Source organism: Arthrobacter sp. StoSoilB19 (assembly GCF_019977275.1).
GTDB lineage: Bacteria > Actinomycetota > Actinomycetes > Actinomycetales > Micrococcaceae > Arthrobacter.
In genome coordinates, this window is the sequence record NZ_AP024650.1 from 4,186,062 (window position 1) to 4,211,060 (window position 24,999).

Sequence of the window (24,999 nt, forward strand, 5' to 3'; positions counted from 1 at the left end):
GGGTTAGCGTGAACATATGGAATTCAGATACCTCGGAAACAGCGGCTTCAAAGTCTCGGAAATCACGTTCGGCAACTGGCTGACGCACGGCTCGCAGGTGGAAAACGACGTTGCCACCCAGTGCGTGCGGGCTGCCCTCGACGCCGGCATCAGCACCTTCGATACCGCCGACGTCTACGCCAACACAGCCGCGGAAACCGTCCTGGGCCAGGCCCTGAAGGACGAGCGCCGCGAGTCCCTGGAAATCTTCACCAAAGTCTTTGGCCCCACCGGACCCAAGGGCAAGAACGATCTTGGCCTGTCCCGCAAACACATCATGGAGTCCATCAATGGCTCGCTGCGGAGGCTGCAAACGGACTACGTGGACCTCTACCAGGCCCACCGCTATGACTTCGAAACGCCGCTGGAAGAAACCATGCAGGCCTTCGCGGACATCGTCCGGCAGGGCAAGGCGCTGTACATCGGCGTGAGCGAGTGGACCGCTGACCAGCTCCGCGAGGGCCACAAGCTGTCCAAAGAGCTTGGCTTCCAGCTCATCTCCAACCAGCCGCAGTACTCCATGCTGTGGCGCGTGATCGAAGCCGAGGTGGTCCCGGCGTCGGAGGAACTGGGGGTCTCCCAGATTGTCTGGTCGCCCATGGCCCAGGGCGTCCTCAGCGGCAAGTACCAGCCCGGCCAGCCCGCTCCGGAGGGCAGCCGCGCCACGGATGAAAAGGGCGGCGCCAAGATGATCCAGCGCTGGATGCGCGACGACGTCCTGGCAGCCGTGCAGGAACTGAAGCCGATCGCCCAGGAAGCGGGCCTCTCCATGCCGCAGCTGGCTGTGGCATGGGTGCTGCAGAACCCCAACGTTGCGTCAGCCATCGTGGGTGCCTCGCGGCCCGAGCAGATTGCCGACAGCGTGGGCGCAGCCGGCGTGAAGCTGGAGGCGGAGGTCCTCAAGAAGATCGACGACGCCGTCGGTGGCCTTGCTGAACGGGACCCCGCACAGACCAAGTCGCCGGCCACGCGGGAAGCGTAAGTGGCGTCCCCGTCGGAACTGTCCCCGTCAGAGCTCCCGGAGCTTGCGGTCACCGGGGCCACCGGAGGCCTGGGCGGAATGCTGGCGCGGCAGCTTGCCGCCTCCGGCTTCGCCCAGCGCCTGCTGGTGCGCGATGCCACACGGGCGCCACAGCTGGATGACGCTCATCCCGTGGTGTGTTCCTACGGGGACGGCGCTGCCTCCCGGCGCGCCCTGGAGGGGGCGAAAATCCTCTTCATGGTGTCCGCCGCGGAGGCCGAAGACAGGCTGCAGCAGCACTACGCATTTGTGGACGCCGCTGCTGATGCCGGAGTGGAGCACGTGGTGTACACGTCCTTTTACCGGGCCGCGCCGGACGCCACCTTCACCCTGGCCAGGGACCATCACGCCACGGAGGAGCGGATCAGGGCGTCCGGGATGCAATACACCTTCCTGCGGGACAACTTCTACCTCGACTTCCTGCCGCTGCTGGCCGGGGAGGACGGCGTGATCCGCGGGCCTGCCGGCGACGGCGTGTTCTCGGGCGTGGCCCGGGAGGATGTTGCCCGCTGCGCCCATGCGGTCCTGCGGGATCCGACCATCCACAAGGGCAAGACCTATGACCTGACCGGTCCGGAGGAACTGACCCTGGCACAGGCGGCGGAGGTGCTGAGCACCGGGACCGGGCGCACCATCAGCTACCACCCCGAGACGGTGGAGGAAGCCTATGCGTCCCGGGCCTCCTACGGTGTGCCGCAGTGGCAGCTGGACGCCTGGGTCAGCACCTACACGGCGATGGCCGCCGGTGAGATGGCGGGGCTCTCGCCGGATATCCACGGGCTGACCGGCCAGGACCCCATCAGCCTTGCCGAGTTCCTGACGCGGCCGGTGCTGTAGTGGGCAGGTTTATGCGTTGACGGGCGGATGGACCCGGCGTAGACCTGTGGCGGGGACCTTTTACTCCGCCAAGCAGGGTTACTACGCCAAGCAGAATCGCACCGCCATGAATCACAGCAACCAGCAGTCCATTGGCCAGGAGCCGGCGGCAGGGCAGGCGCCGGTACTGTCCCCGGCCGCGCAGCCCGTGTCAGGTCCACTGACGCGTGAGGAGCTGCAGCTCGCCGCCCGGAACCATTCCTTGCCGCTGGAGGCGCTCCGCCGCGACGTCACGCCGCCGGGGCTTCACTACGTGTTGACCCACTTCGACATTCCCGACCTTGATGCTTCGTCCTGGCATCTGCGGATCGGCGGCGCAGTGGAACGTGCCCTGGAGCTGGGAATGGCGGCACTTCGCAGGGATCCGGCCATCACCGTCCCGGTCACCCTCGAGTGCGCGGGCAACGGCCGCTCGCTCCTGGAACCGCGGCCCCTAAGCCAGCCCTGGGTGCTGGAGGCGGTGGGCACGGCGCACTGGACCGGGGTGCCGCTGGCGTACCTCCTGGGCAAGGCGGGGGTGCTGCCGGACGCGGTGGAGGTGGTCTTCACCGGAGCCGATGCCGGGGTTCAGGGCGGCGTCCCCCAGCAGTACGCGCGGAGCCTGCCGATCCGTGAAGCGCTGCGTCCCGACGTCGTTCTTGCCTACAAGATGAACGGCACCGACCTTCCGCCGCAGCATGGGTACCCGCTGCGGCTGGTGGTGCCAGGCTGGTACGGCATGGCCAGCGTGAAGTGGCTGCAGTCCATCGACGTGGTCCGGGCGCCGTTCACCGGGTTCCAGCAGCAGTCCGCCTACCGCTACCAGAGTTCCGCGGACGACGCCGGCAGGCCGGTCATGCGGATCAGGGTGCGTTCGTTGATGGTTCCGCCGGGCGTTCCGGACTTCTTCACCCGGCAACGGTTCCTTCGCCCGGGCCCGGTCATGCTGGAAGGCAGGGCCTGGTCAGGGGAAGGCGCCGTGACCGCCGTCGAGGTGGGGATTGACGGCACCTGGCTGCCGGCCCATCTGGACAAGCCGTCCGGCGGATTCGCGTGGCGGAGGTGGAGCCTGCCCTGGGTGGCCGACCCCGGCGAGCACGTCCTGGCCTGCCGCGCCACGGACGTCACTGGTGCCACCCAGCCCCTGGAGCAGAACTGGAACTACCAGGGGATGGGCAACAACATGGTGCAGCGGGTCAGCGTGACGGTGGAGTCAAATTAGTCCTGCGTGCAAGGGTACGGCCGGTCAGGGTTACCGGGCATCACAGCAGGCTGGCCGGTGCCATGACCAGCGCGACCAGGGCCGTGATGGAGAGTCCCACAACAATCGGCCCTGCCACAAGCATCCACGTCGTGGCCGGGTAGCGGCGGTAGCCCCTGCCCCGCAGCCTTGCCGTCCACAAGGCTCCGTAGGCAATGCTGGCCACCACGTACGGGACGCCCAGGGCGGGCAGCGCCAATCCAATCCAGATGGTCGCCTGCAGGACTGCCGAAGTGCCGCCGGCATACATGTCCCCGACTCTTGACGTGCCCATCATGAGCAGGAGCAGCAGAAGCAGCAACAAAATCGCGGCCAGGACCAGCAGGACCGTCCGGAACGTCCCCGCCCATGCAGGCAACGCAGGCCTTTGTGATGAATCCGGACAGGCTCTGGGGTCCTGGTGCTGGTGAGGGCGGTAGGGCTCCACGTTTCTCTCTTCCTGGCAGGTGCTCCAAGTCTTGCACGAGGCGCGGGACGGCACGACGCGCCGCGGCTATACTCGGTGCCAACCATGACCAGCCTCCCCTCATCCCCCGCCAGTGTCCGAATCGATGCCTGGCTGTGGGCCATTCGCGCCTATAAGACGCGGTCCGCCGCCACGGCAGCCTGCCGCGCCGGGCATGTCCGCCTCAACGGCAGCCCTTCCAAGGCATCAGCCACCCTCGTCACCGGTGATACCGTGACCGTCCGCATGCCGGGATACGAGCGCATCCTGGAGGTTCGGCGGCTGATCGCCAAACGTGTGGGAGCCGAGGCGGCATCGCACTGCTTTACCGACCACACTCCCCCGCGGCCTGTCCTGCCGGCACTTGGCCTGCCGCAACGGGACCGGGGCGCCGGGCGGCCCACCAAGAAGGACCGTCGCGAGATGGAGCGTTTGCGCGGCCCTGCGTGAGGAGCGTGCTGCAGAGGTCAACCGCCAGACTTGGTGCGCGCCTGCACGAGGTTAGCGAACGGCAACCGGCAGAATTCCGCCACGAAAGCTGAATGGCAGGCCGCTTCTGCGTCATTCAGTTGTTCCGCCGGGAGTTCTTTCCACGCAATGGCCAGTGATCCAGCATTGGCCAGCTGCCAGATCGCCCGCCCATCCCAGTGCCCGGGGGGCTTTCCTTGCCCGAAGTCCACAAACTCCTGGATCTGACGTCGCAGCCCCCGGTTACCTTTGCTTCCCGGCCCGGCCTTTCCGACATAGAGAACGACGGCGCCCTCTACCCACTCGGCGGTCAGAGCGGCGGCGGAGAGGGACGGTTCCTTCTTCTTGAAGACTCCTGCTGTGCTTTTCGTGAGGAAGCGCGGCTGGAAACCTTCCGGAGCCACGACGGTGAAGAGGCCTGTTGCCTGCGGGATCCTCATGGTCTCGAGATCCTGGATGGGCCGGAAGCCAGCGAAACCTTCGGCCTTCAGGCCCTTCCTGGTGAACTGCATAATCCATTGAACAGCATGTCCTCGGACCCTCACTGTTGCAGCCTGCCGTTTTCCACATAGGGCTTTTGGGTGGCTGTCGTTGTCGGACCCTGGTGGAAGACTTTGGTCATGGAAGCGGTTGGTGGGATGGCGGCAGTGCTTGGGGCGGAGCCTCGGGGGCTGTTGGCTGCTGGTCCGCTGCATCGCACGTTTGCTGTTACGGGTGTCAAGGATGGGCTTCCGTTCCCGCCTGCTGCGCCTTCGATTGGTGATGTCTTGAAGCTGCGCGCTTCTGTTCCGCTGGCTGCCGACAGCGCGGGGATGATCGACCAGATGCGTGGGCTGGAGGATTTGAAGTGCCTTGCCGGTGCCCGTCAGGCCGATACCGCGGTGGCGTTTGATCTACAGCAGCGGGGTGAGCAGGCCGCCGCCGGGGTCCCGGCTCATGAGCAGGCTGCCGGGGTCGCGGCGCAGCTCGCGTTGGCCCGGCGGGAATCACCGGCCAGGGGGCCCCGGTTGCTCGGCCTGGCCAGAACCCTTCCCGGGATGCCGCGCACGTTCGCGGCGTTCCGGGCGGGCCGGCTGAATGAATGGCGGGCAACCCTGATCGTGAAGGAAACCATCTGTCTGTCAGCGGAGGACCGGGCCGGGGTGGATGAGGCACTCGCCGCCGACACCGGCACCCTGGACGGCGCCGGCGACAAGGCCATCATTGCCTCGGTCCGGGCCGCCGCGTACCGGCGGGACCCGGCAGCGGTCGCCAAACGGGCCGCCCGTGCGGTCACGGAACGGACGGTGAGCCTGCGGCCGGCCCCGGACACCATGGCCTACCTGACCGCGCTGCTGCCCGTCGCCCAGGCCGTGGCCGCCTACGCCGCGTTGTCCCGCGAGGCGGATACGGTGCGTTCGGCCGGGGATGGGCGCTCCCGGGTGCAGGTCATGGCTGACGCCCTCGTCGAACGCGTCACCGGGACCCCTGGAGGCGTCAGCGGGGTCGAGATCCAGCTCGTGATGACCGACCGGACCTTCCTCCAGGGTGATGCCGAACCCGCACGGCTCCCCGGCTACGGCACCATCCCCGCCGCCTGGGCCCGGAACATCGCCCTCACCGGCGCCGGCCACACCGAACCCAGCCTGTGGGTCCGCCGGCTTTACACCGCCCCCGGCAGCGGGGATCTGGTGGGCATGGATTCCAGGGCCCGGCTGTTCCCGGCGGGGTTGAAACGCTTCCTGCAGATCCGGGACGATACCTGCCGCACCCCGTACTGCGACGCCCCGATCCGGCACCACGACCACATCGCCGCCTGGCGCGATGGCGGATCCACGAGCGCCGGCAACGGCCAGGGCCTCCGCGAAGCCTGCAACCACACCAAGGAAACCCCCGGCTGGACCGCCCAACAGGTGCCCGGCCCGCGGCATACGGTGGCAACCACCACCCCCACCGGCCACACCTACCATTCCACCGCACCACCACCACCCGGAACGCCACACCCCTGCTCGCCCGCCGGCAGGAGCACGATCACGCAACTCCCACGAAGAGTGGCTGGCTTTCGCGCATGAGGCCCCCTGACGTCGTCATTTACTCCCACAGCCCGGCCGGCCCAAATTTGGTGTGCCCACCCCTCCCCGCAAAAGCGTAGAGTGGCATAGGACGCCTGATTCTGGACGCCTCGCTGCAAAGGGAGAAATCGTGACGATTGATTGGGACGAAAAAAAGGCCCTGCTACAGGAACCAAATATCGCGAAGGTAACCCAGCTTTGCGATGAGCTGATGGAAAAGAAGCCCGGTTCCGTCGTCCCCTATATCGACCCCGTCCACGACGAAGACGAGTGCAGGATCATCAGCCTTCAGGCGAGCCCCGGCAAGGGGACGGAGTCCGGATTCGTCTCCCACAACAACGACGACGAAGCGGCCCGCCGAGCCACCCAGATCTACGAGCTCGCTGAACTGGATCCGCGCTACGTCATGCCGTGGAACGCCTACCCGTGGGTCCGCGAGAGTGGCAGCCCATCGGCCCTGAGTGTCCAGGAAAAGACCGACGGCCTGCGTCCTTTCCGGCAGTTCCTCAAAATCAATTCCCGCGTTTCGGCGATCATCGCGCACGGCACGGACGCCTCCACGTTCCTGACCCTGTTCGAGAAGACCTACCATTCATCGCTGAAGAACGCCGGCATCAAAATCTACAAGGCCTCTGCCCTCGGCGGCAGGGCCTTTGCTGTTTCCGAAGCCAAGCAGGAAGAACTGCTGGCCAAGAGCGTGGACACCTACCGTGATGCCATGCAGCGGGCAGGCATCCAGCACCTTTAGCGGACGGTTTCCCAGCTTTCTTCCAGCCGCGCAGGCGCATACTCGTAGGTACCCTGACCGGCGAGAGAACCAGGCTGACCTTGATGTCCCACCCCGACAGTTCCCATGAGGCAGGACCTCCAGCGGAGGCTGCAGCCATCCGCATGGCCGTGCTCCCCCAGCTTCGGCACTGGATTGCCGTGCCCGTCATCGCAGCAGTCCTGATTGTGGCAGGCGGACTGGCGCTGAGGTTCAGCCCGGCATTGACGTCAGCGGACATGTCCGTGGACGCCGAGCTGAGCCATGACCACACCGCACCTCTGACCGGCATGGCGATGTTCATCAATGTGGTGTTCAGCCCGGCGGGCGGGGTGCTGATGATCGCAGCCCTGTGCCTCTATCTGCTGCTGGTCCGCCGCAGCCCCGTTAACGCCGTCGCCACGGGCCTGGTTGCGGCCGGCGCCTGGGTGAGCAGCGAATTGTTCAAGGTGCTGGTGGCCCGGCACCGCCCGGACTCGACAGCCCTGTACAACCCGCTCATCCCGGAGCCGGGAACGGACAGCTTCCCCAGCGGGCATGTGGCGCTGGCTTCCGCGCTGGCCATTGCCGTCTTCCTGCTGGCCCGCGGCACCAGGTGGCAGCGGGCGGCTGCCGTCCTCGGAATCGCCGTGGCGGTCCTCGTGGCCTTCTCCCGTGTTTACCTCGGCGTGCACTACCCCACCGACGTCACGGCATCCTTCCTTACCGCAGCTACCGGAGCCGCGTTCCTGACCGGCCTGTGGAACCGCTTTGGGCTGTCACTGCTGGCCCGGGTCCCGTTCCTGGCAAAGCTCGGCCCCGTCCCGGCCCCGCAAGGCTGACCAGCAGCCATGACGGGCTTCATCGACGGCCTCCTGAACGTCAGCCCGCTTGTGGCATATATTGCCGTCTTCTGCCTGGTCTTTGCCGAGGACGCATTGTTTGTGGGCTTCGTGGTTCCAGGTGAGACAGCGGCCGTCCTGGGTGGAGTAGTGGCCAGCCGCGGTGAAGTGCAGCTGGGCGCGATGATGGCCCTGGTGGTCGCTGCCGCCATCATCGGCGACAGCGTGGGCTACGAAGTGGGCAAACATCTGGGCACGCGCATCATGAAGGCAAGAATGCTGCGCCGCCATGCCGGGAGGTTGGAGAACGCGCAGGACTTCCTCCGCCGCAAGGGCGGTTCGGCAGTCTTCCTGGGCCGCTTCACCGCCTTTTTCCGGGCCGTCATGCCCGCCCTCGCGGGCACGTCCCGGATGCCCTATGGCCGGTTCCTTGCCTACAACGCGGTGGGCGGCATGGTGTGGGGCATCGGCTTCGTCCTGCTGGGTTTCCTCGCGGGCAACTCCTACGAAGCCGTTGCCCAGGCAGCGGGCCGGGATCTCGCCGTCGTCATAGCGATCGTGGCGGTGGCAGGGCTCATCATCTGGCACGTCCGGTCACGACGGCGGCGCGACCGGCGGCGTGCGGCCAGCCGGCGGCAGGACTAGGGAGAGCTTGACAGCAACTGTGACCAGTGCCATATTTAAGGCGTGAACCTGTCAGACAGCCGGACAGCAGGACAGCCTGCATTCCGCCCCCTTGCCCGGCTGAGCGCTGCCGAGGCGGTGTTCAACGCCATCCGTGAGGACATCGAGTCCGGCGCGCTTCCGGTGGGAAGCAAGCTCAGCTCGGAGGCAACCCTCTCGCAGCAGTACGGAGTCAGCCGATCGGTAATCCGGGAAGCCCTCCGCTCCTGCACCGCGCTGGGCCTCACGGTCACCAGGACCGGCAAGGGCACGTTCGTCATTGCCAGCAAGGTGGCCAACGACCTCATGCTGGGGCAATACTCGGCGCGGGACCTGACAGAAGCGCGTCCGCACATCGAGGTCCCGGCTGCAGGGCTGGCAGCGGAACGCCGCACTCCGGAGGAGCTCGACGTCCTCCGCGGGATCGTTGCCGCCATGGCCACGGAAACCGATCCGGAATCCTGGGTGGCCCTGGACTCCAGCTTCCACGCCGCGATCGCACGCGCCAGCGGCAACAAAGTGTTTGCCAGCGTCGTGGCTGACATCCGCGACGCTCTGGCGCACCAGTCCGAGACCCTGAACATGGTGGCAGACCGCCAGCATGCCTCCGATATTGAGCACCAGCAGATCCTCGCTGCCATCGAGGCCGGCTCGGCGGAAAACGCCCGCGCCGCCATGGCCCACCACCTGGAAGCCGTGGGCGTGGCCCTGGACTCCATCCTTAACAACTAGCCGTATCCAACCAAACCTTCCTAGGACTCCATGCCATCCCCCGTGTTTTCTGCTGCCCACACCGCTGCCCCGGCCCAGCTGGCCCTGCCGCAGCACGTCCCGCTGGTGGCCGCCACCCGTGACGGCCTGGTGGAAAGTGTCCACTACGGCTCAGCGATCGCCCTTGCGGCTGACGGTTCAGTGGCGGCAGCCGCTGGGGATCCCCAGACTCCCTTCTACCCCCGCTCTGCGCTCAAGCCCCTCCAGGCAGTCGCCCTGGTCCGCGCCGGCCTTGAACTCCCCGCAGACCTCCTGGCATTGGCCGCCGCAAGCCATTCGGGTGCCGCAGTCCACCGGGACGGCGCCCTGCGCATCCTGGAACTGCACGGACTCGGCCCCACCGACCTGGAAAACAGCACCGACCTTCCCTACGGCACTACCGAGCGTGAGGACTGGCTGCGGAACGGCGGAAACGCCACCCGGATCACCCAGAACTGCTCCGGGAAACACGCCGCCATGGCCGCCACCTGCGCCATCAACGGCTGGTCCGTGCAGGGCTACCTGGATCCCGCCCACCCGCTGCAGCAGCTCGTTGCGGAGACCGTCACCGACCTGACCGGCGAGGAGCCGGCCGCGGCGAGCACCGATGGCTGCGGGACCCCGTTGTTTGCCCTGAGCCTGCGCGGCATGGCCCGCGCCTTTGGCCGGATCGCCCAAGCGGCCGCGCACAATGACGCCTTGGATTCGGGAAGTGCGGAGGCCGCCGTCGGGCTGGCCATGCAGCAGCACCCGCACATGGTGGCCGGGGAAGGCCGCGACGTCACCGAACTGATGCGCCTGCTGCCCGGCGCCGTGGCCAAGGACGGTTTTGAGGGCGTGCAGCTGGTGGGCCTGGCCGACGGCAGCGCCGTGGCTGTAAAGATTTCCGACGGCGGCGACCGCGCCCGGATGCCCGCCACCGTCCGCCTGCTGGATGCGCTGGGCGTGGACAGCGAACCGCTCACCGGTATCGCCACCGCACCCGTGCTGGGCGGCGGCCACCAGGTGGGCCGGCTGTTGGCCACCGATTTTCTTGCTCCTGTTTCCGCATAACCACCGTCCGAACCCGACAACGACGCCCCGTAAGGACCCCATGACCATCACCCAAACCACCTCAGACGTCCGGTCCGAGCACGACCTGCTCGGCGACCGCGACGTACCGGCCCACGCCTACTGGGGCGTGCACACGCTCCGCGCGGTAGAGAACTTCCCGATCACCGGCCAGAAGCTGTCCTCCAACATGCACCTGGTCCGCGGGCTTGCCGCCGTGAAACTGGCCGCCGCCCGCACCAACCGCGAGCTTGGCCTGCTGGACGCCGAACGCGCCGACGCCATCGAACAGGCATGCCAGGACGTCCTGGCCGGACGGCTTGCCGACCAGTTCGTGGTGGACGTGGTGCAGGGCGGTGCCGGGACGTCGTCGAACATGAACGCCAATGAGGTCATCGCCAACCGGGCGCTGGAAATCCTTGGCCACCCCAAGGGTGACTACGCGCGGCTGCACCCGAACGACCACGTCAACCTCAGCCAGTCCACCAACGACGTGTACCCCACGGCCGTGAAGCTGGGCACCATCTTCGCCGCCAGGGAGCTGCTGGCTGCACTCGAAGAACTCGAGGATGCCTGCGCTGCCAAGGCCATGGAATTCCGCACCGTGGTCAAGATGGGCCGCACCCAACTGCAGGACGCCGTCCCCATGACCCTGGGCCAGGAGTTCGGCAGCTACGCCGTCACCATCGGCGAGGACCGGCTGCGCCTGGCGGAGGCAGAGCTGCTGATCCACGAGATCAACCTCGGGGCCACCGCCATCGGCACCGGCCTGAATGCCCCGGCCGGTTACGCCGCAACGGCCTGCCGGCACCTTGCGGAGGTCACCGGACTGCCGCTGGTGACCGCCGTCGACCTCATTGAAGCCACCCAGGACGTGGGCGCTTTTGTGCACCTGTCCGGCGTGCTGAAGCGTGTGGCGGTCAAGCTGTCCAAGATCTGCAACGACCTCCGCCTGCTCTCCTCAGGCCCCCGCGCCGGCTTCGGCGAGATCAACCTGCCGGCCGTCCAGTCCGGATCGTCCATCATGCCCGGCAAGATCAACCCGGTCATCCCGGAAGTGGTCTCCCAGGTGGCCTACGAGGTGATCGGCAACGATGTCACCATCACCATGGCCGCCGAGGCCGGGCAGCTGCAGCTCAACGCCTTCGAACCCATCATCGTCCACAGCCTCCACAAGAGCATCTCCCACCTCGAAGCAGCATGCCGCACCCTTACGGCCCGCTGCATCCGTGGCATCACCGCCAACACCGAACACCTGCGCCGCACCGTGGAGCAGTCAATCGGCCTGGTCACCGCATTGAATCCCCACCTCGGCTACGCCACCGCCACCGCCATCGCGCAGGAGGCGCTTGCCACCGGCAAGGGCGTGGCTGAACTGGTCCTGGAACACGGGCTCCTCACCGACGCCCAGCTCCAGGAACTCCTGAGCCCCGAACGCCTGGCAAACCTCAGCAAGTAGTCCCCACCTGCTCCGAAGGACACACCAATGACAAATACTCCCCTTCCCGACCACCTGATTGATGGTGGTCACGCGCATGCGTCCGAGACCTCCCTGCACGCGGAGGACAAGGGTTACCACAAGAACCTCAAGCCCCGGCAGATCCAGATGATCGCGATCGGCGGCGCGATCGGCACCGGCCTGTTCCTGGGCGCCGGCGGCCGGCTCAACGCCGCCGGCCCGTCCCTGGTCATCGCCTACGCGGTCTGCGGGTTCTTCGCGTTCCTGATCCTGCGCGCCCTGGGCGAACTGGTCCTGCACCGGCCCTCCTCGGGCTCGTTCGTCTCCTACGCCCGCGAATTCTTCGGCGAAAAAGCCGCGTTCGTCTCCGGCTGGTTCTACTGGATCAACTGGGCCACCACCACCATCGTGGACATCACCGCCGCCGCCCTCTACATGCACTTCTTCGGCAACTACATCCCCTGGATGGCCGACGTCCCCCAGTGGGCCTGGGCACTGACCGCCCTCATCGTCGTCCTGGCCCTGAACCTGGTCTCGGTCAAGGTCTTCGGCGAAATGGAATTCTGGTTCGCCCTGATCAAGGTCGCCGCCCTGGTCGCGTTCCTCATCATCGGCACCTACTTCGTCATCTTCGGCACCCCCGTGGACGGCCAACAGGTCGGCATCAGCCTCCTGTCCGACAACGGCGGGATCTTCCCCAACGGCCTGCTGCCCATGATCATCCTCATGCAGGGCGTCCTGTTCGCCTACGCCTCCATCGAACTCGTCGGCACCGCCGCCGGCGAAACCGAAAACCCCGAAAAAATCATGCCCAAGGCCATCAACTCCGTGGTCTTCCGCATCGCCGTGTTCTACGTCGGCTCCGTGATCCTCCTGGCCCTGCTGCTGCCCTTCACCTCCTACCAAAAAGGCGTCAGCCCCTTTGTGACCTTCTTCGGCTCCATCGGCGTCCAGGGCGTAGACGTCATCATGAACCTCGTCGTCCTCACCGCCGCCCTGTCCTCCCTGAACGCCGGACTCTACTCCACCGGCCGGATCCTGCGCTCCATGTCCGTCAACGGCTCCGCACCCCGCTTCGCCTCCCGCATGAACAAAGCAGGCGTCCCCTACGGCGGCATCGCCATCACCGCCACCGTCTCCCTCCTCGGCGTCCCCCTGAACTACCTCGTCCCCGCCGAAGCCTTCGAAATCGTCCTGAACATCGCCTCCGTGGGCATCATCATGACCTGGGCCACCATCGTCCTGTGCCAAATCCAACTCAAACGCTGGGCCGACAAAGGCTGGGTCACCCGCCCCTCCTTCCGCATGTTCGGCGCCCCCTACACCGGCTACCTCTCCCTGCTCTTCCTCATCGGCGTCCTCATCATGGTCTTCATCGACTCACCCCTGACCATGCTCGTCACCGCCATCGCCTCCATCCTCATGGTCGCCGGCTGGTACGCCTGCCGCACCCGCATCCGCCAAATCGCCGAAACCCGCGACGGCTACACCGGCATGTCGCCGGTGGTTGCCAATGCCCCGGCGGAGACCTTCAAAAAGTAGCTGCCCTGAACGACGGCGGCACCCAGGTCCTGGAAATCCAGGAGCCGGGTGCCGCCGTCGGGCGTTTAATGCAGTGGCTCTTCTACTTTGACGGTTTGACCACCATGGCCGATCCGCCGCCGCGCCTGACCGGCTCGGCTGCCGCTAGTGTCCGGCCGTCCTCCAGGAATTCGATGGCGGTGGCCGCCCCGATCTCCGAGGCGGAGGAGAACGAGTCGCCCGATGGGGTCAGGGTGTGCCCGAAGCGCGACGTCAGTGCTGCGCCGTACTTGTCGATGAACGCCGGCTCAGCAGTGACGGCCTTGGTGTTCCGCTGTGAAGCACGGGGAGCGGCGATGGCGTCCGGGATGCTCATGCCCAGGTCGATGCGGTTGACCAGCGTCTGCAGCACCGTGGTGATGATGGTGGAGCCGCCCGGGGAGCCCAGGGCCAGGAACGGCTTGCCGTCCTCCAGCAGGATGGTGGGCGACATGGACGACCGCGGCCGCTTGCCCGGCTCGATCCGGTTGGGGTCGGCAGGGTCATAGACCGTGGAGAAGTCGGTCAGCTCGTTGTTGAGCAGGAACCCGCGGCCGGGAACCACCATGCCGGAGCCGCCGGTCTGCTCGATGGTCAGCGTGTACTCGACGACGTTGCCCCACTTGTCCGAGACGGTCATGTTGGTCGTGGAGATGTTTTCCGTGTCCTTCTCATCAGCGAGCGCAGCCGGTTTGACCGGGCAGGTGCCGTCATAGGAGGTGACATCGCCTGCGGTCTTCAAGGGCTTAATAGCCGCGTGCATGGGATCAAGCTCGCAGGCACGCTCCTTGCCGAAGATGGGATCGGTCAGCGCCTTGGTGGGCACCTTCACGAACGCGGGGTCCCCCACGTACTTGGCACGGTCCGCGAAAGCCAGGGCGCTGGCCTCCAGGTAGTGGTGCAGCACGGCGGGCTGGTCAGCCTTGAGGGACGGGAGGTTGAACACGTCCAGGATGTTCAGCGACTCACCCACGGTGGTGCCGCCACTGCTGGAGGGTGCCATGCCGTAGACGTCATAGCCACGGTAGTTCACGTGGGTGGGGTCCTGGTCCAGGGCCTTGTAGTGCTCCAGGTCCTCCTCGGTCATGGAGCCTTTGGGCACAGGAAGCTTGGTGTCCGGAGACTTGGGCGGGTTCTGTACGGTCTTGGCGATCTCCTTGGCCAACGCTCCGTCGTAGAACGCGTCCATGCCCTTGTCTGCCAGCAGCCGGTAGGTGTCGGCGAGGTCAGGGTTCTTGAAGACCGAGCCCACCTCCGGGAGCTTCCCGTTATGCAGGTACAGGTCCTTGGTTGAGGTGAAGGCTTCGAACCGTTTCTGGTTGTCCGCCGTCTGGCTCCGGAACGTCTCGTCCACCACGAACCCGCGGTCCGCCACCTCGATGGCGGGTTCCAGCGCCTTCTTCAGGCTGAACTTTCCCCAGCGCTCCAGCGCGCGCTCCCAGGTGGCAGGCGTCCCCGGAACACCCACCGAGACGCCACTGGTGACAAGCTCGGGAGTGAACGGGTAGGGCTTGCCGGTGGCCGGATCGATGAACGCATCATGGGTAATCCCCGCCGGAGCCGTCTCGCGGCCGTCAATGGTGCTGACCTTTCCGGACTTCGCGTCGTAGTAAACGAAATAACCGCCGCCGCCAATGCCGGCGCTGTAGGGTTCGGTGACGCCAAGGGTGGCCGCAGCAGCCACGGCGGCGTCCACAGCGTTGCCTCCGTGACGGAGGACGTCAATGGCCGCCGCTGAAGCTTCCGGGTCCACGGTACTGACGGCACCGCCGTAACCGGTGGCGGTGGGATTCTTGTCCGTGTGCCGTTCATCGGCGCCGTGTTGGTTGGTGGCAAAAGCAGGACTGATGGCCCCGGTGGTAACGCACATAGCCAGCGCTGCAGTAACAGCTGCGAGCCGGCCTCCATAATGTGGCATGGTGGCTCCTAATTGGGGATTTGAGTGATGTGGGCCACGCTACTCTTCGGGTAGGACACACTCAACGGCTCCGGAAAGGGAGAGTGCACCATGGCAGGATCCAAGCTCGCAGTGGTGGGCGCCGGGAGCGTCGGGACGTCGCTGGCGTACGCCGCGCTGATCCGCGGCTCCGCCAGCAGTATCGCCTTGTACGACGTCAACACGCCCAAGGCGGAGGCGGAAGCACTGGATCTTGCCCACGGCAGCCAGTTCGCCGCGGCGTCGGCCACCGTCACCGGCGGCGGGGATATCGCCGTCACGGAAGGCGCCGACGTCGTGGTCATCACGGCCGGCGCCAAGCAGAACCCAGGCCAGAGCCGCCTTGACCTGGCGGGGACCAATGTTCGGATCCTCGAGCAGCTGATGCCGCCTCTGCTGGAACGTGCGCCGGATGCTGTCTATGTCCTGGTGACCAACCCCTGCGACGTCCTGACGGTGGCTGCCCAGCGCATCTCCGGGCTGCCACCGGAACGGATTTTCTCCTCCGGCACGGTGCTGGATACGTCCCGGCTGCGGTGGCTCCTGGCCCTGGAGGCCGGGGTTTCCGTTACCAGCGTCCACGCCAGCATGGTGGGAGAGCACGGGGACACGGAGTTCCCGTTGTGGTCCGGCGCCACGATCGGTCCGGTCCCCATCAGGGACTGGACGGTGGGCGGGGAGCGGATCTTCACGCCCGAATACCTCGCCGGCACCGCCCGTGAAGTGGTGCAGGCCGCCTACAAGGTCATCGCCGGAAAAGGGGCCACGAACTACGCCATCGGCCTGTCCGGTGCCCGCATTGTGGAGGCGCTGCTCCGGGACGACAACGCTGTCCTTCCGGTTTCCACTGTGCTGTCGGGGCTGTACGGGATTTCCGGCGTGGCGCTGTCCCTCCCCAGCGTGGTGGGAAGGGGCGGGGTGCACCGTGTCCTGGAAACGCCCATGGACGACGTCGAGCTGGCCGCCCTACACCATTCCGCGGACACGCTGCGGAACACAATGGACATGCTGGGGGTTTGAGCAGCGGCACGTCATGCAACGCCACCGCAACCCCGCCCGGTGCCTGCTTCACATATGCTCACCTGAGATGTCCACGCTGGCTCGACCACGACTGGCTCAATGACGAACCAACAGGAGTAACGCATGACCAACTGGCGGATCAGGGATTTCCACTCGGCGGACCTGGACGGCATCCTGCACCTGTGGGAGACGCTCAAGGCCCACAACGTCGAACCCGTATACGCCCTGTCCGAGGTCCTGGCATCGTGCGAAAAAGACCATGCGGTGGTTGCGGTGCAGGGCGAGCAGGTGGTGGGCGCCGCTGTGGGACGGGCCGCGCATGACCAGGGCTGGATCGTGTTCCTGGCCACCCTTCCCGAGTACCGCGGCAGGGGCATCGGCACCTCGCTGCTCGCCGCCGTCGAAAACCGGATGGCCCCGCACGGCCTGAACAAGCTCTCCGCCCTGATGCCTGAGTCCGAAACCCGCGTGGAGGCCTTCCTGGGCCGCGGCTTCGCACTCAAGAAGAACCTGCGCTACTTCGAGCGGACCATTCCCGTCCAGCGCCAGGAGCTCGGCGCCCTGGGCCAGCTGGGCGGCCGCGTCCTGGCCCGCGACCTTTGGGAAAACGTTGCCGGCATGCGCAGGGAAAAGGAACTGCTGGAACGGCGCCTGGTGCTGCCGCTCGCCGAGGCGGACCTGGCCGATGAATTCGGCGTGGTGCCGCCGCGCGCCGTCGTCCTTTTCGGGCCTCCCGGCACCGGCAAGACCACCTTTGCCAAGGCCATCGCCTCCCGGCTGGAGTGGCCGTTCGTGGAGGTCTTCCCGTCCCGCCTGGCCGGCGACCCGCAGGGCCTGGCCGGCGCGCTGCGCGAGACCTTCCTGGAAATCGCGGAACTGGAGCACGCGGTGGTGTTCATCGACGAGGTGGAGGAGATCGCTTCCCAGCGCGCCGGTGATCCGCCGTCACCGCTGCAGGGGGTGACCAACGAGCTGCTGAAGATCATTCCCGCATTCCGGGAACAGCCCGGCAGGCTCCTGGTCTGCGCCACCAACTTCATCCGCGCCCTCGACTCGGCCTTCCTGCGCCACGGGCGGTTCGACTACGTCATCCCCATCGGGCTGCCGGACCGGCAGGCCCGGGAGGCGATGTGGCAGCGTTTCATCCCGGCGGCCGTGGTGGATGCCGTGGACGTGGAACTCCTGGTGGAACGTACCGAGGGCTTCTCCCCGGCCGACATCGAGTACGCGGCCCGCAGCGCCTCCCAGCGGGCGCTGGAAAAAGCCGTGTACGACGACGGCGGGCTGGCCTCCGGGGGCGACGTTTCCGTCCGCGCCGCCGTCAGGAAAGGTCCCTCCACCCAGGACTACCTCGACGCCATTGGTGATACCCGCACCACCGTGAGCGCGGAGGTGCAGGCGGACTTCCTGGAGGACATCGAAGCGCTGGGACGGGTCTAGTCCCCGGCTGCTCCGCAGGACGCCTGCAGGGCACCGCATACAGGGACCTTTGCCCCTTTGCCCGGTTCCGGGCGGACGCCAGAGTAGTGGTCATGGCAAGAATCCTGATCCCGTACGGAACTTCGGAAGGGCAAACGGCCCGCATCGCCGACTACATCTCTGATGTCCTGCAGGCCCACGGGCACCAGGCCGACACGTTGGACCTCAAGCACGCAGACAACGGCCTGCCTGACGGCTATGACGGCGTCATAGTGGGTGCTTCCATCCATGCCGGAAAGCACGAGGCCTACGTGGCCGATTTTGTCCGCCGGAACCGGTCCGGCCTGGAGCGCCTGCCGGCCGCCCTGTTCTCGGTCAGCCTCTCGGCGCACGCGGAGCCGGAAGAGGCGGAAAAGTACGTTGCGGAGTTCGAGGACAGCACCGGCTGGCATCCTGACAAGGTGGCGATGTTCGGCGGCGCCCTCCTCTACACCCAGTACGGATTCCTCAAGCGCATGATGATGAAGAAGATCGTCAGCGGCCAGGGCAGCCCGGATACGGACACCGGCCGCGACTACATCTACACGGAATGGGACGGGGTGCGGCGGTTCGCGGAGGAGTTCCTGGTCTACTTGGAGCGGGAGCCCGGGCCGGAATCGTAGCGGAGGTTCTCGTAGTCGGTGTCGTCGGCCTCATCCAGCTGCGCGTCGAATTCCTCCAGCAGCCAGGGATTGGCCCGAGCTAAAATCTTGCGGACCTCCTCCACCTCCACGGCTGCGTAAAGCACCGGCCTGGCGTCCCGGTACTTTGTCACCGGGGGCTTGTCCGGCCACTTCTCCGCCAGCGCCTGGACGCGTTCGGGCAGGGAGTTGTGCGCATTGTCGGCGATCTTGACCAGGGCGGCGTCATGGTCCCCGGCGATCTCACGGATGCCGGACTGGTAATCGTCGGGGTCGCTGTGCAGGCGGTTGGTGACGCGCTCGATGATGTCCACGGAGCGCTCGGGAACCCCCATGTCCAGCAGGGCCTGCCGTGTCATCGGTGTGTCCTCGGCGATGTCGTGGAGGTAACCCGCGATGCGGATCTCGTCGTCGAAGTCCGCCAGGGCATCCCCGACGGCAAGGACATGGTCCCGGTAGGGCCGCTTCAGCTTGTCCTTCTGCCGGTTGTGGGCAACCTCTGCGAGGACTTTGGCGGTCTCCACCGTGAACCTTGGCGTCCGGGCCTGGGCCGGAATGTGCTCGTCTGACATCTACCAAGCTTAGCCAGCGGCCGGGCGGTCCATCCCGGGCCACACCCAGGGTTCGCGGGGCAACCGTGCCGGGTCCAGGGCCTGCAGCGCGTGGCCCAGCGTTCCGGCGGGTAATCCCAGGGACTCCAGCAGCAGGTTCCGCACCTCGTGGGCACCCACCCCGGCCTGGGCGAGGTCCGCCAGTGTGACCGCTCCATCGCGCTTTGCCAGCCTCACGCCGTCGCGGTTCACCACCAAGGGAACATGCACATATTCCGGGACGGGAATATGCAGGAGCGAGGCGAGATAAGCCTGCCTGGGCGTTGAGGGGAGCAGGTCGTCGCCGCGGACCACCTGGTCTATGCCCTGCGCGGCATCATCCACCACGACGGCAAGGTTGTAGGCGGTTATCCCGTCATTCCTGCGAAGCACGAAGTCGTCCACAGCCCCGGTGAACTCGCCGTGGAGGACGTCCTGGACCGTGTATTCCCGCACATCCGCCCGCAGGCGGATGGCGGCCGGCCGCGTGGACCGCTTGTAGTCCAGTTCCGCCCGGTCCAGGTTGCGGCATGTGCCGGGATAGGCACCCTGCGGAGCATGCGGGGCGGACGGCGCCTCCTGGATCTCGCGGCGGGTGCAGAAGCACTCGTACGTCAGGCCGGACTCTTCAAGCCGTGTGATCGCCGCGGCGTAGAGGGGCCCGCGGTCGGTTTGCCGGACCACATCGCCGTCCCAGGTGATGCCCACTGCCGCCAGATCGCGCAGCTGCACGGCCTCCGCTCCTGCGCGGGCGCGGTCCAGGTCCTCCACCCGCAGCAGGAAGCGGCGTCCGGTGGAGCGGGCGAAAAGCCAGGCGAGGATTGCGGTCCGCAGGTTTCCCACGTGCAGCTCACCGGACGGGCTGGGGGCGAAGCGGCCGGCGGAGGTCATGGATTAACCCTAGACGGAAGCACACAAGAGCCCCTCAGCTACCGATGACTCCGGGAGGCGGGCGTCGGTAGCTCAGGGGCTCTTGCCGTGTTTGCAGAATGAGCGTGGTGTGAACAAGCGTCAATCAGCGGCGGCTTCCTTGCGGGAAGCGGTGTCCAGGTGCCGGGTGGTGTGCCGGGGAAACTGTAGCCTGCGCGGACCAGCGGTAGCTTTTGTCCTTGTTGCCACTATTCCAGCAGAGAACATACAGTTGGGACAATTGGCCCTACTTGAGTTGATCAGTTTGATCAATCCCTGAGGCCAGCAGCAACAGGAAGTGGTCAGATTGCAGGAACTGGACGCCACCGACCGGCGCATCCTGAATGCCCTGGACCAGGATCCGCGTGTCCCCATCATGGTGCTTGCCCAGCGGCTGGGCCTCGCGCGCGGAACCGTCCAGAGCCGGCTGGAGCGGATGACGGCATCCGGCGCCCTCCGCCCCAACAGCAGCCGGGTGCTTCCGGCGGCCCTGGGACGGGGCGTGGCCGCCGCGGTCAGCGCAGAGCTGGACCAGAGCCACCTGAACGAGGCCATCGCTGCCCTGCGTGAAATTCCCGAAGTCCTGGAGTGCCATGCGCCGGCCGGCGATACCGACCTCTTGATCCGCGTGGTGGCCAAGAGCCCCGACGACCTCTACCGGGTGTCGGAGGAGATCCGGCTCTGCCCGGGCATCGTCCGCACGTCCACCAGCATGTTCCTCCGCGAAGTCATCCCGTACCGGACCACCGGGCTCCTGGGGGACCAGGCCGAGTAGGCGGGGACCACAGGGGCACCACTCCCCATCGCCGCACGGAGGATGCCCCGTTAGGCTGGCACGGAAGAGCCAACAGCGGGGGAGCCAACAGGGGGCAGCATGGCGGGAAACTTTTACGGCGGCGATGTGGCGCAGCTGCGGCAACTCGCCAAGGACCTGGCTGCCGGCGCCAACCGGCTCAACGTCCTGGGGCAGCAGCTCAGCAGCAGCATTGGTTCCGGCCTGTGGAAAGGGCGCGACGGCGACAGGTTCCGCAGCGAGTGGACGTCATCGCACGCCAGGCTGCTGAGGTCGGCAACGGCAGGGCTGGAGTCGGCCGCCAGGACACTCCTTGCCAACGCGGACGAACAGGAGAAGGCCAGCACTGGTGGACCGGGAGGACCCGGGTCGGGCGGATCCGGGAGCGGAACCGCCCAGGACCTGACAGACAGACTGAATGCCATGACCCCGGCCGAGCGGCGCGCCTACCTGCTGAGCGACGGGTTCCGCCAGTGGGCCCAGGCGAACCCGGAGGCAGCCAAAACCGCCATGGACGCCGCGGCGGACTCCGGCCTGATCAGCAAGAACTCCAAGGGCTACCAGGACTTCCTCAATTCCTACTGGAACCGGCAGGCGATGCTGGACATGGGCATTGATCCAGCCGACTGGGACACGTCAAAAGGTACGGAATACAACTGGGAGACCATCACCAAGGTCTACGACTTTTACGGCCAGGCCTACCTTGCCAACCCGGACCTGCAGTGGGCAGGCATGGCCAATATGATTGGCCCGTCCTTCGCCGGCGGATTCCGGGACATGGCCATGCTGCGGGATTTGGCTCAACAAATCACCGACAATCCAGCCTCGGACATCCCCCTTCCCGTCCTGGACCAGCTGGAACAGCTCGCAGGGATGACGGATGCGGAAATCCGCTTTTATGAAACCAGCATGCTGGACATGAACAAGGAAATCTTCCTGGACCAGGCGCGCCAGCACCAGGCGTATCTGAACGGCGGCATCGATGAGATCAACCGCCTTCGCGACTCCGGCGCCATCGACCAGGCCACGGCCAACGCGTGGGCGCAGATCGATTCGGGAGATCCCGACCAGGTCCGTGAAGGAAACACGGCCCTCCTGTACCGCGAGCAGAACGAAATTATCGCGGACGACTACGACAACATGCGCGGCCACCCTGGAGGCGAAGCCGTGACCTATATGGTGACGCTCGCCGGGGAACCCTCCATCCCGGGCGCCAAAAGCTACCCTGAGGTGTTTCCCTACAGTTTCAGCGTGGAAAGCCCCGGTCCCGAGAACATCCCCTTCACCAGCTGGGACAATCCCGCCCAGTTCCGCACCGACTTCACCACGGGCTTCCCCGACGGCAACATCGCCAACGCGGACCAGCGCTGGAACCTCATCCGGCAGGACACCCTCCCCGCTTACCAACATCTTCTGGCCACGGACCCGGACCGGGCGGCGCAGATCATCGGCTCCGACTTTGACGGCCGGGTGGACCAGTACCGTCCCACCAACAACATTCCCGGCATCATGGACCGGTTCCTTGACGGGTTCGACGCGGAGGTCCACCAGTGATTGCGCCCCGCCGACGCGCCGCACCCGGCGAACGGACCGCCGTCGTCATTGCCCTCGTTTCACTCCTTGTCCTGGCCGGCTGCAAAGCGCCAACTCCGGCCGATCCGACCACCGCCACTTCATCTTCTGCAGGGAGCCCCGTGAAAACCTCCGCTTTCTCCACCCTTGACGCCACCGGCGTGGAAAGTATCCGCACCACCGGGACGGCCCGCCTGGATATGAGCTCGGGACGCCTGGAAAAGGACGCCGTCCGCGTCACCAAGGACAGTTACGGCCCCGAGATCAATACCCGGGGTTCGGGCAAGATCAGCCTCAGCATCCTGGCGCCCAACGGCGAAATAACCGCCGAAACGGACCGGATCCGTTTCAACACCACGGACCGGCGGACGGACTTCAGCGAGGTCACCTACTTCCTCACCGCCAGCTCACCTGATGAGTACTTTGAGTTGATCAGGGACGGCGTGCAGCGCTACGGGATAGCAGCGGAGCCGGCTGAAGAATGGATCAGCAGCACCCAGGCGGATCCTGCTTCCAAGAGCGATTTCTCCATCACGCCGGGAACAGGCACCGGACTGACGGTGAACTACGATCTCCGCTACGACGGCAGCAAGGACACGCAGGTGATCATCGTCCACATCCTGCCTGCCGACTGACTTGCGGACCGCGGGGACCTAGACGGGCGGGCCCGCGTTGGACTTGAGGTTCTTCATGACCAGCGTTGACGTCAGCCGTTCAACGCCGGGCAGCGATGTGAGCTCGGTGTCGTAGAAGCGCTGGTACGCCGGCAGGTCCTCCGCTATGACCTTCAGCAGATAGTCCGGGGAACCAAACAGCCGCTGTGCCTCCACAATGTTCGGGTTGTCCGCCACCCGGTTCTCGAAAATCTCCATGGTGGGGCGGTCCACCTGGCGGAGCGTGACGAAAACGATCGCCTCGAACCCCAGGCCCACCGCCGCGGGGTCGATGTCTGCCTTGTACCCGCGGATCACCCCGGACCGCTCCAGGTCGCGCAGCCGCCGGTGGCAGGGAGCCACCGTCAGGCCCACCTTCGCTGCCAGCGCGGTGGCGGTCATGCGCCCGTCCTCCTGGAGGTGCCGCAAGATATTTCTGTCAATCTTGTCTATCACGCAATAAACATACTGCTGTCACCGCGGGGCGGGCGAAAACAGGACAGCACTTATGGCTGGATTCTCCCTATGGTTGCTCCTGAGAGCCCTTCGACAGGAGAAACCCGATGAACCCGCAGTTGTTCCTTGCCTTCCTGGTGGTTGCTGCAGCCCTGGCCTGCACGCCGGGGGTGGACTGGGCCTACACCATCGCGGCGGGCCTGCGGCAGCGCAGTTTCGTCCCCGCGGTTGCCGGGCTCTGCGGCGGATACGTCCTTCACACCGTCCTGCTGGTGGCCGGGCTGGCCGCCGTGCTGGCAGGCATGCCCGGGGTCCTGGGCTGGATTACCCTGGCCGGCGCGGGCTACCTGCTGTGGCTGGGGGTGGGAACCCTCCGGTCCTGGCGCGGCGCGAGCTTCAGCGCGGACGCGCCCGGCGCCGCCGGAATACAGGCCGCCGGAACACAGCTGCGCACCTTCCTGCAGGGGATGGGCACCAGCGGGATCAACCCCAAGGGCCTGCTCTTTTATGTGGCCCTCATACCGCAGTTCGTCAGCTCCGAGGCCTCCCTGCCCGTGCCGGTGCAGTCCGGGCTGCTGGGCATGACGTTCGTGGCACTGGCGGGCCTGGTTTACACGGTGGTGGCCCTGCTCTCGCGCTCCCTGCTGCAAAGCAGGCCCGGCGCCGCCCGGGCAGTAACGCTTGCCAGCGGCATCATCATGGTGGCACTGGGGGCCGTGCTGCTCGGCGAGCAGCTGGTGCCGTTCCTGGCCGGCCGCCCCCAGTAGCCGGTCCGGGTTCCTACTCTCCGCCGAGTTCCTTCCAGTCCTGCTCCCAGATCCGCCGCATCTCCTCATCCTTGCGGATGGGCGGCGGCGCCTCGAGTTCGCGCCGCGGTTCCGGGTCCCCGCGCCGGCGTCCCCAGTCGCGGGGATTCAGCGACCGCCGGCCCGATTCCAGCACGAGCAATGCCCGGTCCGTCAGCGCGTCGTTGCGGAGCACAAGGTGTGTCTTGCGGCGGCGCAAAACTTCGGCGATGGCCTGGTGCGCAGCCTCCAGCCGGCCTTCACGCCGCAGGGCACGGGCGCGGACCAGCAGCAGGGCAGCGGAGAGATCGTCCGCGTTCAGCAGCCCCTCCGTCCAGTCAATGACCGTGCGGCTTCGTCCCAGGGTGAGGGCCAGCGAGCAGCGCGCCAGGGCCATGGGAAGCGATGGCGGCAGCCCGCCCAGTGCGTCGAGCGCCGCTTCGGTGCGGCCCGTCTCGCGCAGCGCATGGGACAGGGCGAGGAACACCGATTCCTCGCTGAACAGCACGGGGATCTCCACCCGCTCGGCCAGTTCGATCCGGGTGACGATACGGGTGAGGTAGGTCGATGAGTAACGGTTGGCTTCGTCGTCATTGCGGGTGGCGAGCCCCCGTTGCAGGAGTTCCGACGCCCGCAGGTAGCCGCCGTGCTTGTACGCCAGGAGCCCGCCCATGAGGTAGCAGAGCCCCGCCCACCCGGGGTAGGCGCGCGCCAGGGTGATCAGGCGCTCCGGTTCGTGGCTGGTGAAGACGGCTTCATGAACCGCCTTGGCAGGCTTGGGCAGCAGCCGCTTGAGCCGCGGCACCTCGCCGTCGATGGAGAGCAGGGCAGGGTTGCGGCCGCCGAGGACGCCGGTCAGCAGGCCGCCCACTCCCCCGGCAAGGTCGTGGACAGGGGTGCGCAGCTGGGCCTGCCCGAACGGTGTGAGGTCGCGGTTGTCCCAGTAGATCGGTGCGGTCTCCCCGGCGCTCATCTTT

Annotated in this window: 26 protein-coding genes; 19 read left to right on the forward strand and 7 right to left on the reverse strand. The window is 66.5% G+C overall.

What is annotated here, in order from left to right; translation table 11 throughout:
- Positions 1–16 precede the first annotated feature (16 nt).
- The 3 genes from LDO86_RS19285 (at position 17) to LDO86_RS19295 (ending at position 3,137) form a co-directional block, all read left to right on the forward strand.
- Positions 17–1,021 (forward strand): aldo/keto reductase family protein, encoded by a 1,005-nt coding sequence (locus LDO86_RS19285; RefSeq protein ID WP_018771927.1) that lies wholly within the window; start codon positions 17–19, stop codon positions 1,019–1,021.
- Positions 1,022–1,897 (forward strand): SDR family oxidoreductase, encoded by an 876-nt coding sequence (locus LDO86_RS19290; protein ID WP_018771928.1) that lies wholly within the window; start codon positions 1,022–1,024, stop codon positions 1,895–1,897. It begins immediately after the preceding gene.
- A gap of 106 nt (positions 1,898–2,003) precedes the next feature.
- Positions 2,004–3,137 carry a sulfite oxidase gene (locus tag LDO86_RS19295; RefSeq protein ID WP_043425625.1) on the forward strand — a complete coding sequence of 378 codons (1,134 nt, stop codon included), beginning with the start codon at positions 2,004–2,006 and terminating at the stop codon, positions 3,135–3,137.
- Between the two features lie 40 nt (positions 3,138–3,177).
- On the opposite strand, the gene LDO86_RS19300 is transcribed toward LDO86_RS19295, so the two are convergent.
- The gene (locus LDO86_RS19300) at positions 3,178–3,534 is read right to left on the reverse strand and encodes a hypothetical protein (protein WP_018771930.1); all 357 of its coding nucleotides are present in this window, start codon (positions 3,532–3,534) and stop codon (positions 3,178–3,180) included.
- A 153-nt stretch (positions 3,535–3,687) separates the two neighbouring features.
- Here LDO86_RS19300 and LDO86_RS19305 point away from each other — a divergent pair, with 153 nt between their 5' ends.
- A complete protein-coding gene (locus tag LDO86_RS19305; RefSeq protein ID WP_018771931.1) occupies positions 3,688–4,071 on the forward strand; it encodes an RNA-binding S4 domain-containing protein in 384 nt (127 codons plus the stop codon).
- 17 nt (positions 4,072–4,088) lie between these two features.
- Here the strand turns inward: LDO86_RS19305 and LDO86_RS19310 are convergent, their stop codons facing one another.
- Positions 4,089–4,601: a hypothetical protein gene (locus tag LDO86_RS19310; protein WP_018771932.1), complete on the reverse strand. Its 513-nt coding sequence runs from the start codon at positions 4,599–4,601 to the stop codon at positions 4,089–4,091.
- A 243-nt stretch (positions 4,602–4,844) separates the two neighbouring features.
- Here LDO86_RS19310 and LDO86_RS19315 point away from each other — a divergent pair, with 243 nt between their 5' ends.
- The 8 genes from LDO86_RS19315 (at position 4,845) to LDO86_RS19350 (ending at position 13,191) form a co-directional block, all read left to right on the forward strand.
- A complete protein-coding gene (locus LDO86_RS19315) occupies positions 4,845–6,140 on the forward strand; it encodes an HNH endonuclease signature motif containing protein (RefSeq protein ID WP_224084493.1) in 1,296 nt (431 codons plus the stop codon).
- 130 nt (positions 6,141–6,270) lie between these two features.
- Positions 6,271–6,888, forward strand: a complete 618-nt coding sequence (locus LDO86_RS19320; protein ID WP_018771934.1) for a uracil-DNA glycosylase — start codon at positions 6,271–6,273, stop codon at positions 6,886–6,888.
- Positions 6,889–6,971: 83 nt separating this feature from the next.
- Entirely contained in the window at positions 6,972–7,727 is a 756-nt protein-coding gene (locus LDO86_RS19325) for a phosphatase PAP2 family protein (protein ID WP_026266179.1), read from the forward strand.
- 9 nt (positions 7,728–7,736) lie between these two features.
- The gene (locus tag LDO86_RS19330; RefSeq protein ID WP_018771936.1) at positions 7,737–8,372 is read left to right on the forward strand and encodes a DedA family protein; all 636 of its coding nucleotides are present in this window, start codon (positions 7,737–7,739) and stop codon (positions 8,370–8,372) included.
- A 42-nt stretch (positions 8,373–8,414) separates the two neighbouring features.
- Positions 8,415–9,122 carry a FadR/GntR family transcriptional regulator gene (locus LDO86_RS19335; RefSeq protein WP_018771937.1) on the forward strand — a complete coding sequence of 236 codons (708 nt, stop codon included), beginning with the start codon at positions 8,415–8,417 and terminating at the stop codon, positions 9,120–9,122.
- 30 nt (positions 9,123–9,152) lie between these two features.
- Positions 9,153–10,193 carry an asparaginase gene (locus tag LDO86_RS19340; protein WP_026266180.1) on the forward strand — a complete coding sequence of 347 codons (1,041 nt, stop codon included), beginning with the start codon at positions 9,153–9,155 and terminating at the stop codon, positions 10,191–10,193.
- A gap of 40 nt (positions 10,194–10,233) precedes the next feature.
- Positions 10,234–11,649, forward strand: a complete 1,416-nt coding sequence (locus LDO86_RS19345) for an aspartate ammonia-lyase (RefSeq protein ID WP_018771939.1) — start codon at positions 10,234–10,236, stop codon at positions 11,647–11,649.
- A gap of 27 nt (positions 11,650–11,676) precedes the next feature.
- Positions 11,677–13,191: an amino acid permease gene (locus tag LDO86_RS19350; protein WP_134164919.1), complete on the forward strand. Its 1,515-nt coding sequence runs from the start codon at positions 11,677–11,679 to the stop codon at positions 13,189–13,191.
- Positions 13,192–13,273: 82 nt separating this feature from the next.
- On the opposite strand, the gene ggt is transcribed toward LDO86_RS19350, so the two are convergent.
- On the reverse strand, positions 13,274–15,127 hold the full coding sequence (gene ggt, locus LDO86_RS19355; RefSeq protein WP_223993057.1) for a gamma-glutamyltransferase: 1,854 nt from the start codon (positions 15,125–15,127) through the stop codon (positions 13,274–13,276).
- 90 nt (positions 15,128–15,217) lie between these two features.
- On the opposite strand from ggt, the gene LDO86_RS19360 reads away from it, so the two are divergent.
- The 3 genes from LDO86_RS19360 (at position 15,218) to LDO86_RS19370 (ending at position 18,246) form a co-directional block, all read left to right on the forward strand.
- Complete coding sequence (locus tag LDO86_RS19360) at positions 15,218–16,165, forward strand: L-lactate dehydrogenase (protein ID WP_018769713.1); 948 nt, start codon at positions 15,218–15,220, stop codon at positions 16,163–16,165.
- 123 nt (positions 16,166–16,288) lie between these two features.
- The gene (locus LDO86_RS19365; protein ID WP_018769714.1) at positions 16,289–17,605 is read left to right on the forward strand and encodes a GNAT family N-acetyltransferase; all 1,317 of its coding nucleotides are present in this window, start codon (positions 16,289–16,291) and stop codon (positions 17,603–17,605) included.
- Positions 17,606–17,697: 92 nt separating this feature from the next.
- Positions 17,698–18,246, forward strand: a complete 549-nt coding sequence (locus LDO86_RS19370) for a flavodoxin domain-containing protein (protein WP_043425020.1) — start codon at positions 17,698–17,700, stop codon at positions 18,244–18,246.
- On the opposite strand, the gene LDO86_RS19375 is transcribed toward LDO86_RS19370, so the two are convergent.
- Both LDO86_RS19375 and gluQRS read right to left on the reverse strand, forming a co-directional pair.
- Positions 18,213–18,836, reverse strand: coding sequence for an HD domain-containing protein (locus tag LDO86_RS19375; RefSeq protein WP_018769716.1), 624 nt, complete (start codon positions 18,834–18,836; stop codon positions 18,213–18,215). The genes LDO86_RS19370 and LDO86_RS19375 overlap by 34 nt on opposite strands.
- A 9-nt stretch (positions 18,837–18,845) precedes the next feature.
- A complete protein-coding gene (gene gluQRS / locus LDO86_RS19380; protein WP_018769717.1) occupies positions 18,846–19,745 on the reverse strand; it encodes a tRNA glutamyl-Q(34) synthetase GluQRS in 900 nt (299 codons plus the stop codon).
- A gap of 316 nt (positions 19,746–20,061) precedes the next feature.
- Between gluQRS and LDO86_RS19385 the strand changes: the two genes are divergently transcribed.
- From LDO86_RS19385 to LDO86_RS19395, 3 genes are all read left to right on the forward strand, one after another.
- Positions 20,062–20,538, forward strand: coding sequence for an Lrp/AsnC family transcriptional regulator (locus LDO86_RS19385; protein WP_026265834.1), 477 nt, complete (start codon positions 20,062–20,064; stop codon positions 20,536–20,538).
- A 99-nt stretch (positions 20,539–20,637) separates the two neighbouring features.
- The gene (locus LDO86_RS19390; RefSeq protein ID WP_018769719.1) at positions 20,638–22,110 is read left to right on the forward strand and encodes a hypothetical protein; all 1,473 of its coding nucleotides are present in this window, start codon (positions 20,638–20,640) and stop codon (positions 22,108–22,110) included.
- A gap of 140 nt (positions 22,111–22,250) precedes the next feature.
- Positions 22,251–22,763, forward strand: a complete 513-nt coding sequence (locus LDO86_RS19395) for a hypothetical protein (protein WP_331274147.1) — start codon at positions 22,251–22,253, stop codon at positions 22,761–22,763.
- Between the two features lie 18 nt (positions 22,764–22,781).
- On the opposite strand, the gene LDO86_RS19400 is transcribed toward LDO86_RS19395, so the two are convergent.
- Positions 22,782–23,237, reverse strand: a complete 456-nt coding sequence (locus LDO86_RS19400) for an Lrp/AsnC family transcriptional regulator (RefSeq protein ID WP_081620204.1) — start codon at positions 23,235–23,237, stop codon at positions 22,782–22,784.
- A 107-nt stretch (positions 23,238–23,344) separates the two neighbouring features.
- On the opposite strand from LDO86_RS19400, the gene LDO86_RS19405 reads away from it, so the two are divergent.
- Positions 23,345–24,004, forward strand: a complete 660-nt coding sequence (locus tag LDO86_RS19405; protein ID WP_018769722.1) for a LysE family translocator — start codon at positions 23,345–23,347, stop codon at positions 24,002–24,004.
- 13 nt (positions 24,005–24,017) lie between these two features.
- Here LDO86_RS19405 and LDO86_RS19410 read toward each other — a convergent pair whose 3' ends face one another.
- Positions 24,018–24,995, reverse strand: a complete 978-nt coding sequence (locus LDO86_RS19410; protein ID WP_018769723.1) for a hypothetical protein — start codon at positions 24,993–24,995, stop codon at positions 24,018–24,020.
- Between the last annotated feature and the right edge of the window lie 4 nt (positions 24,996–24,999).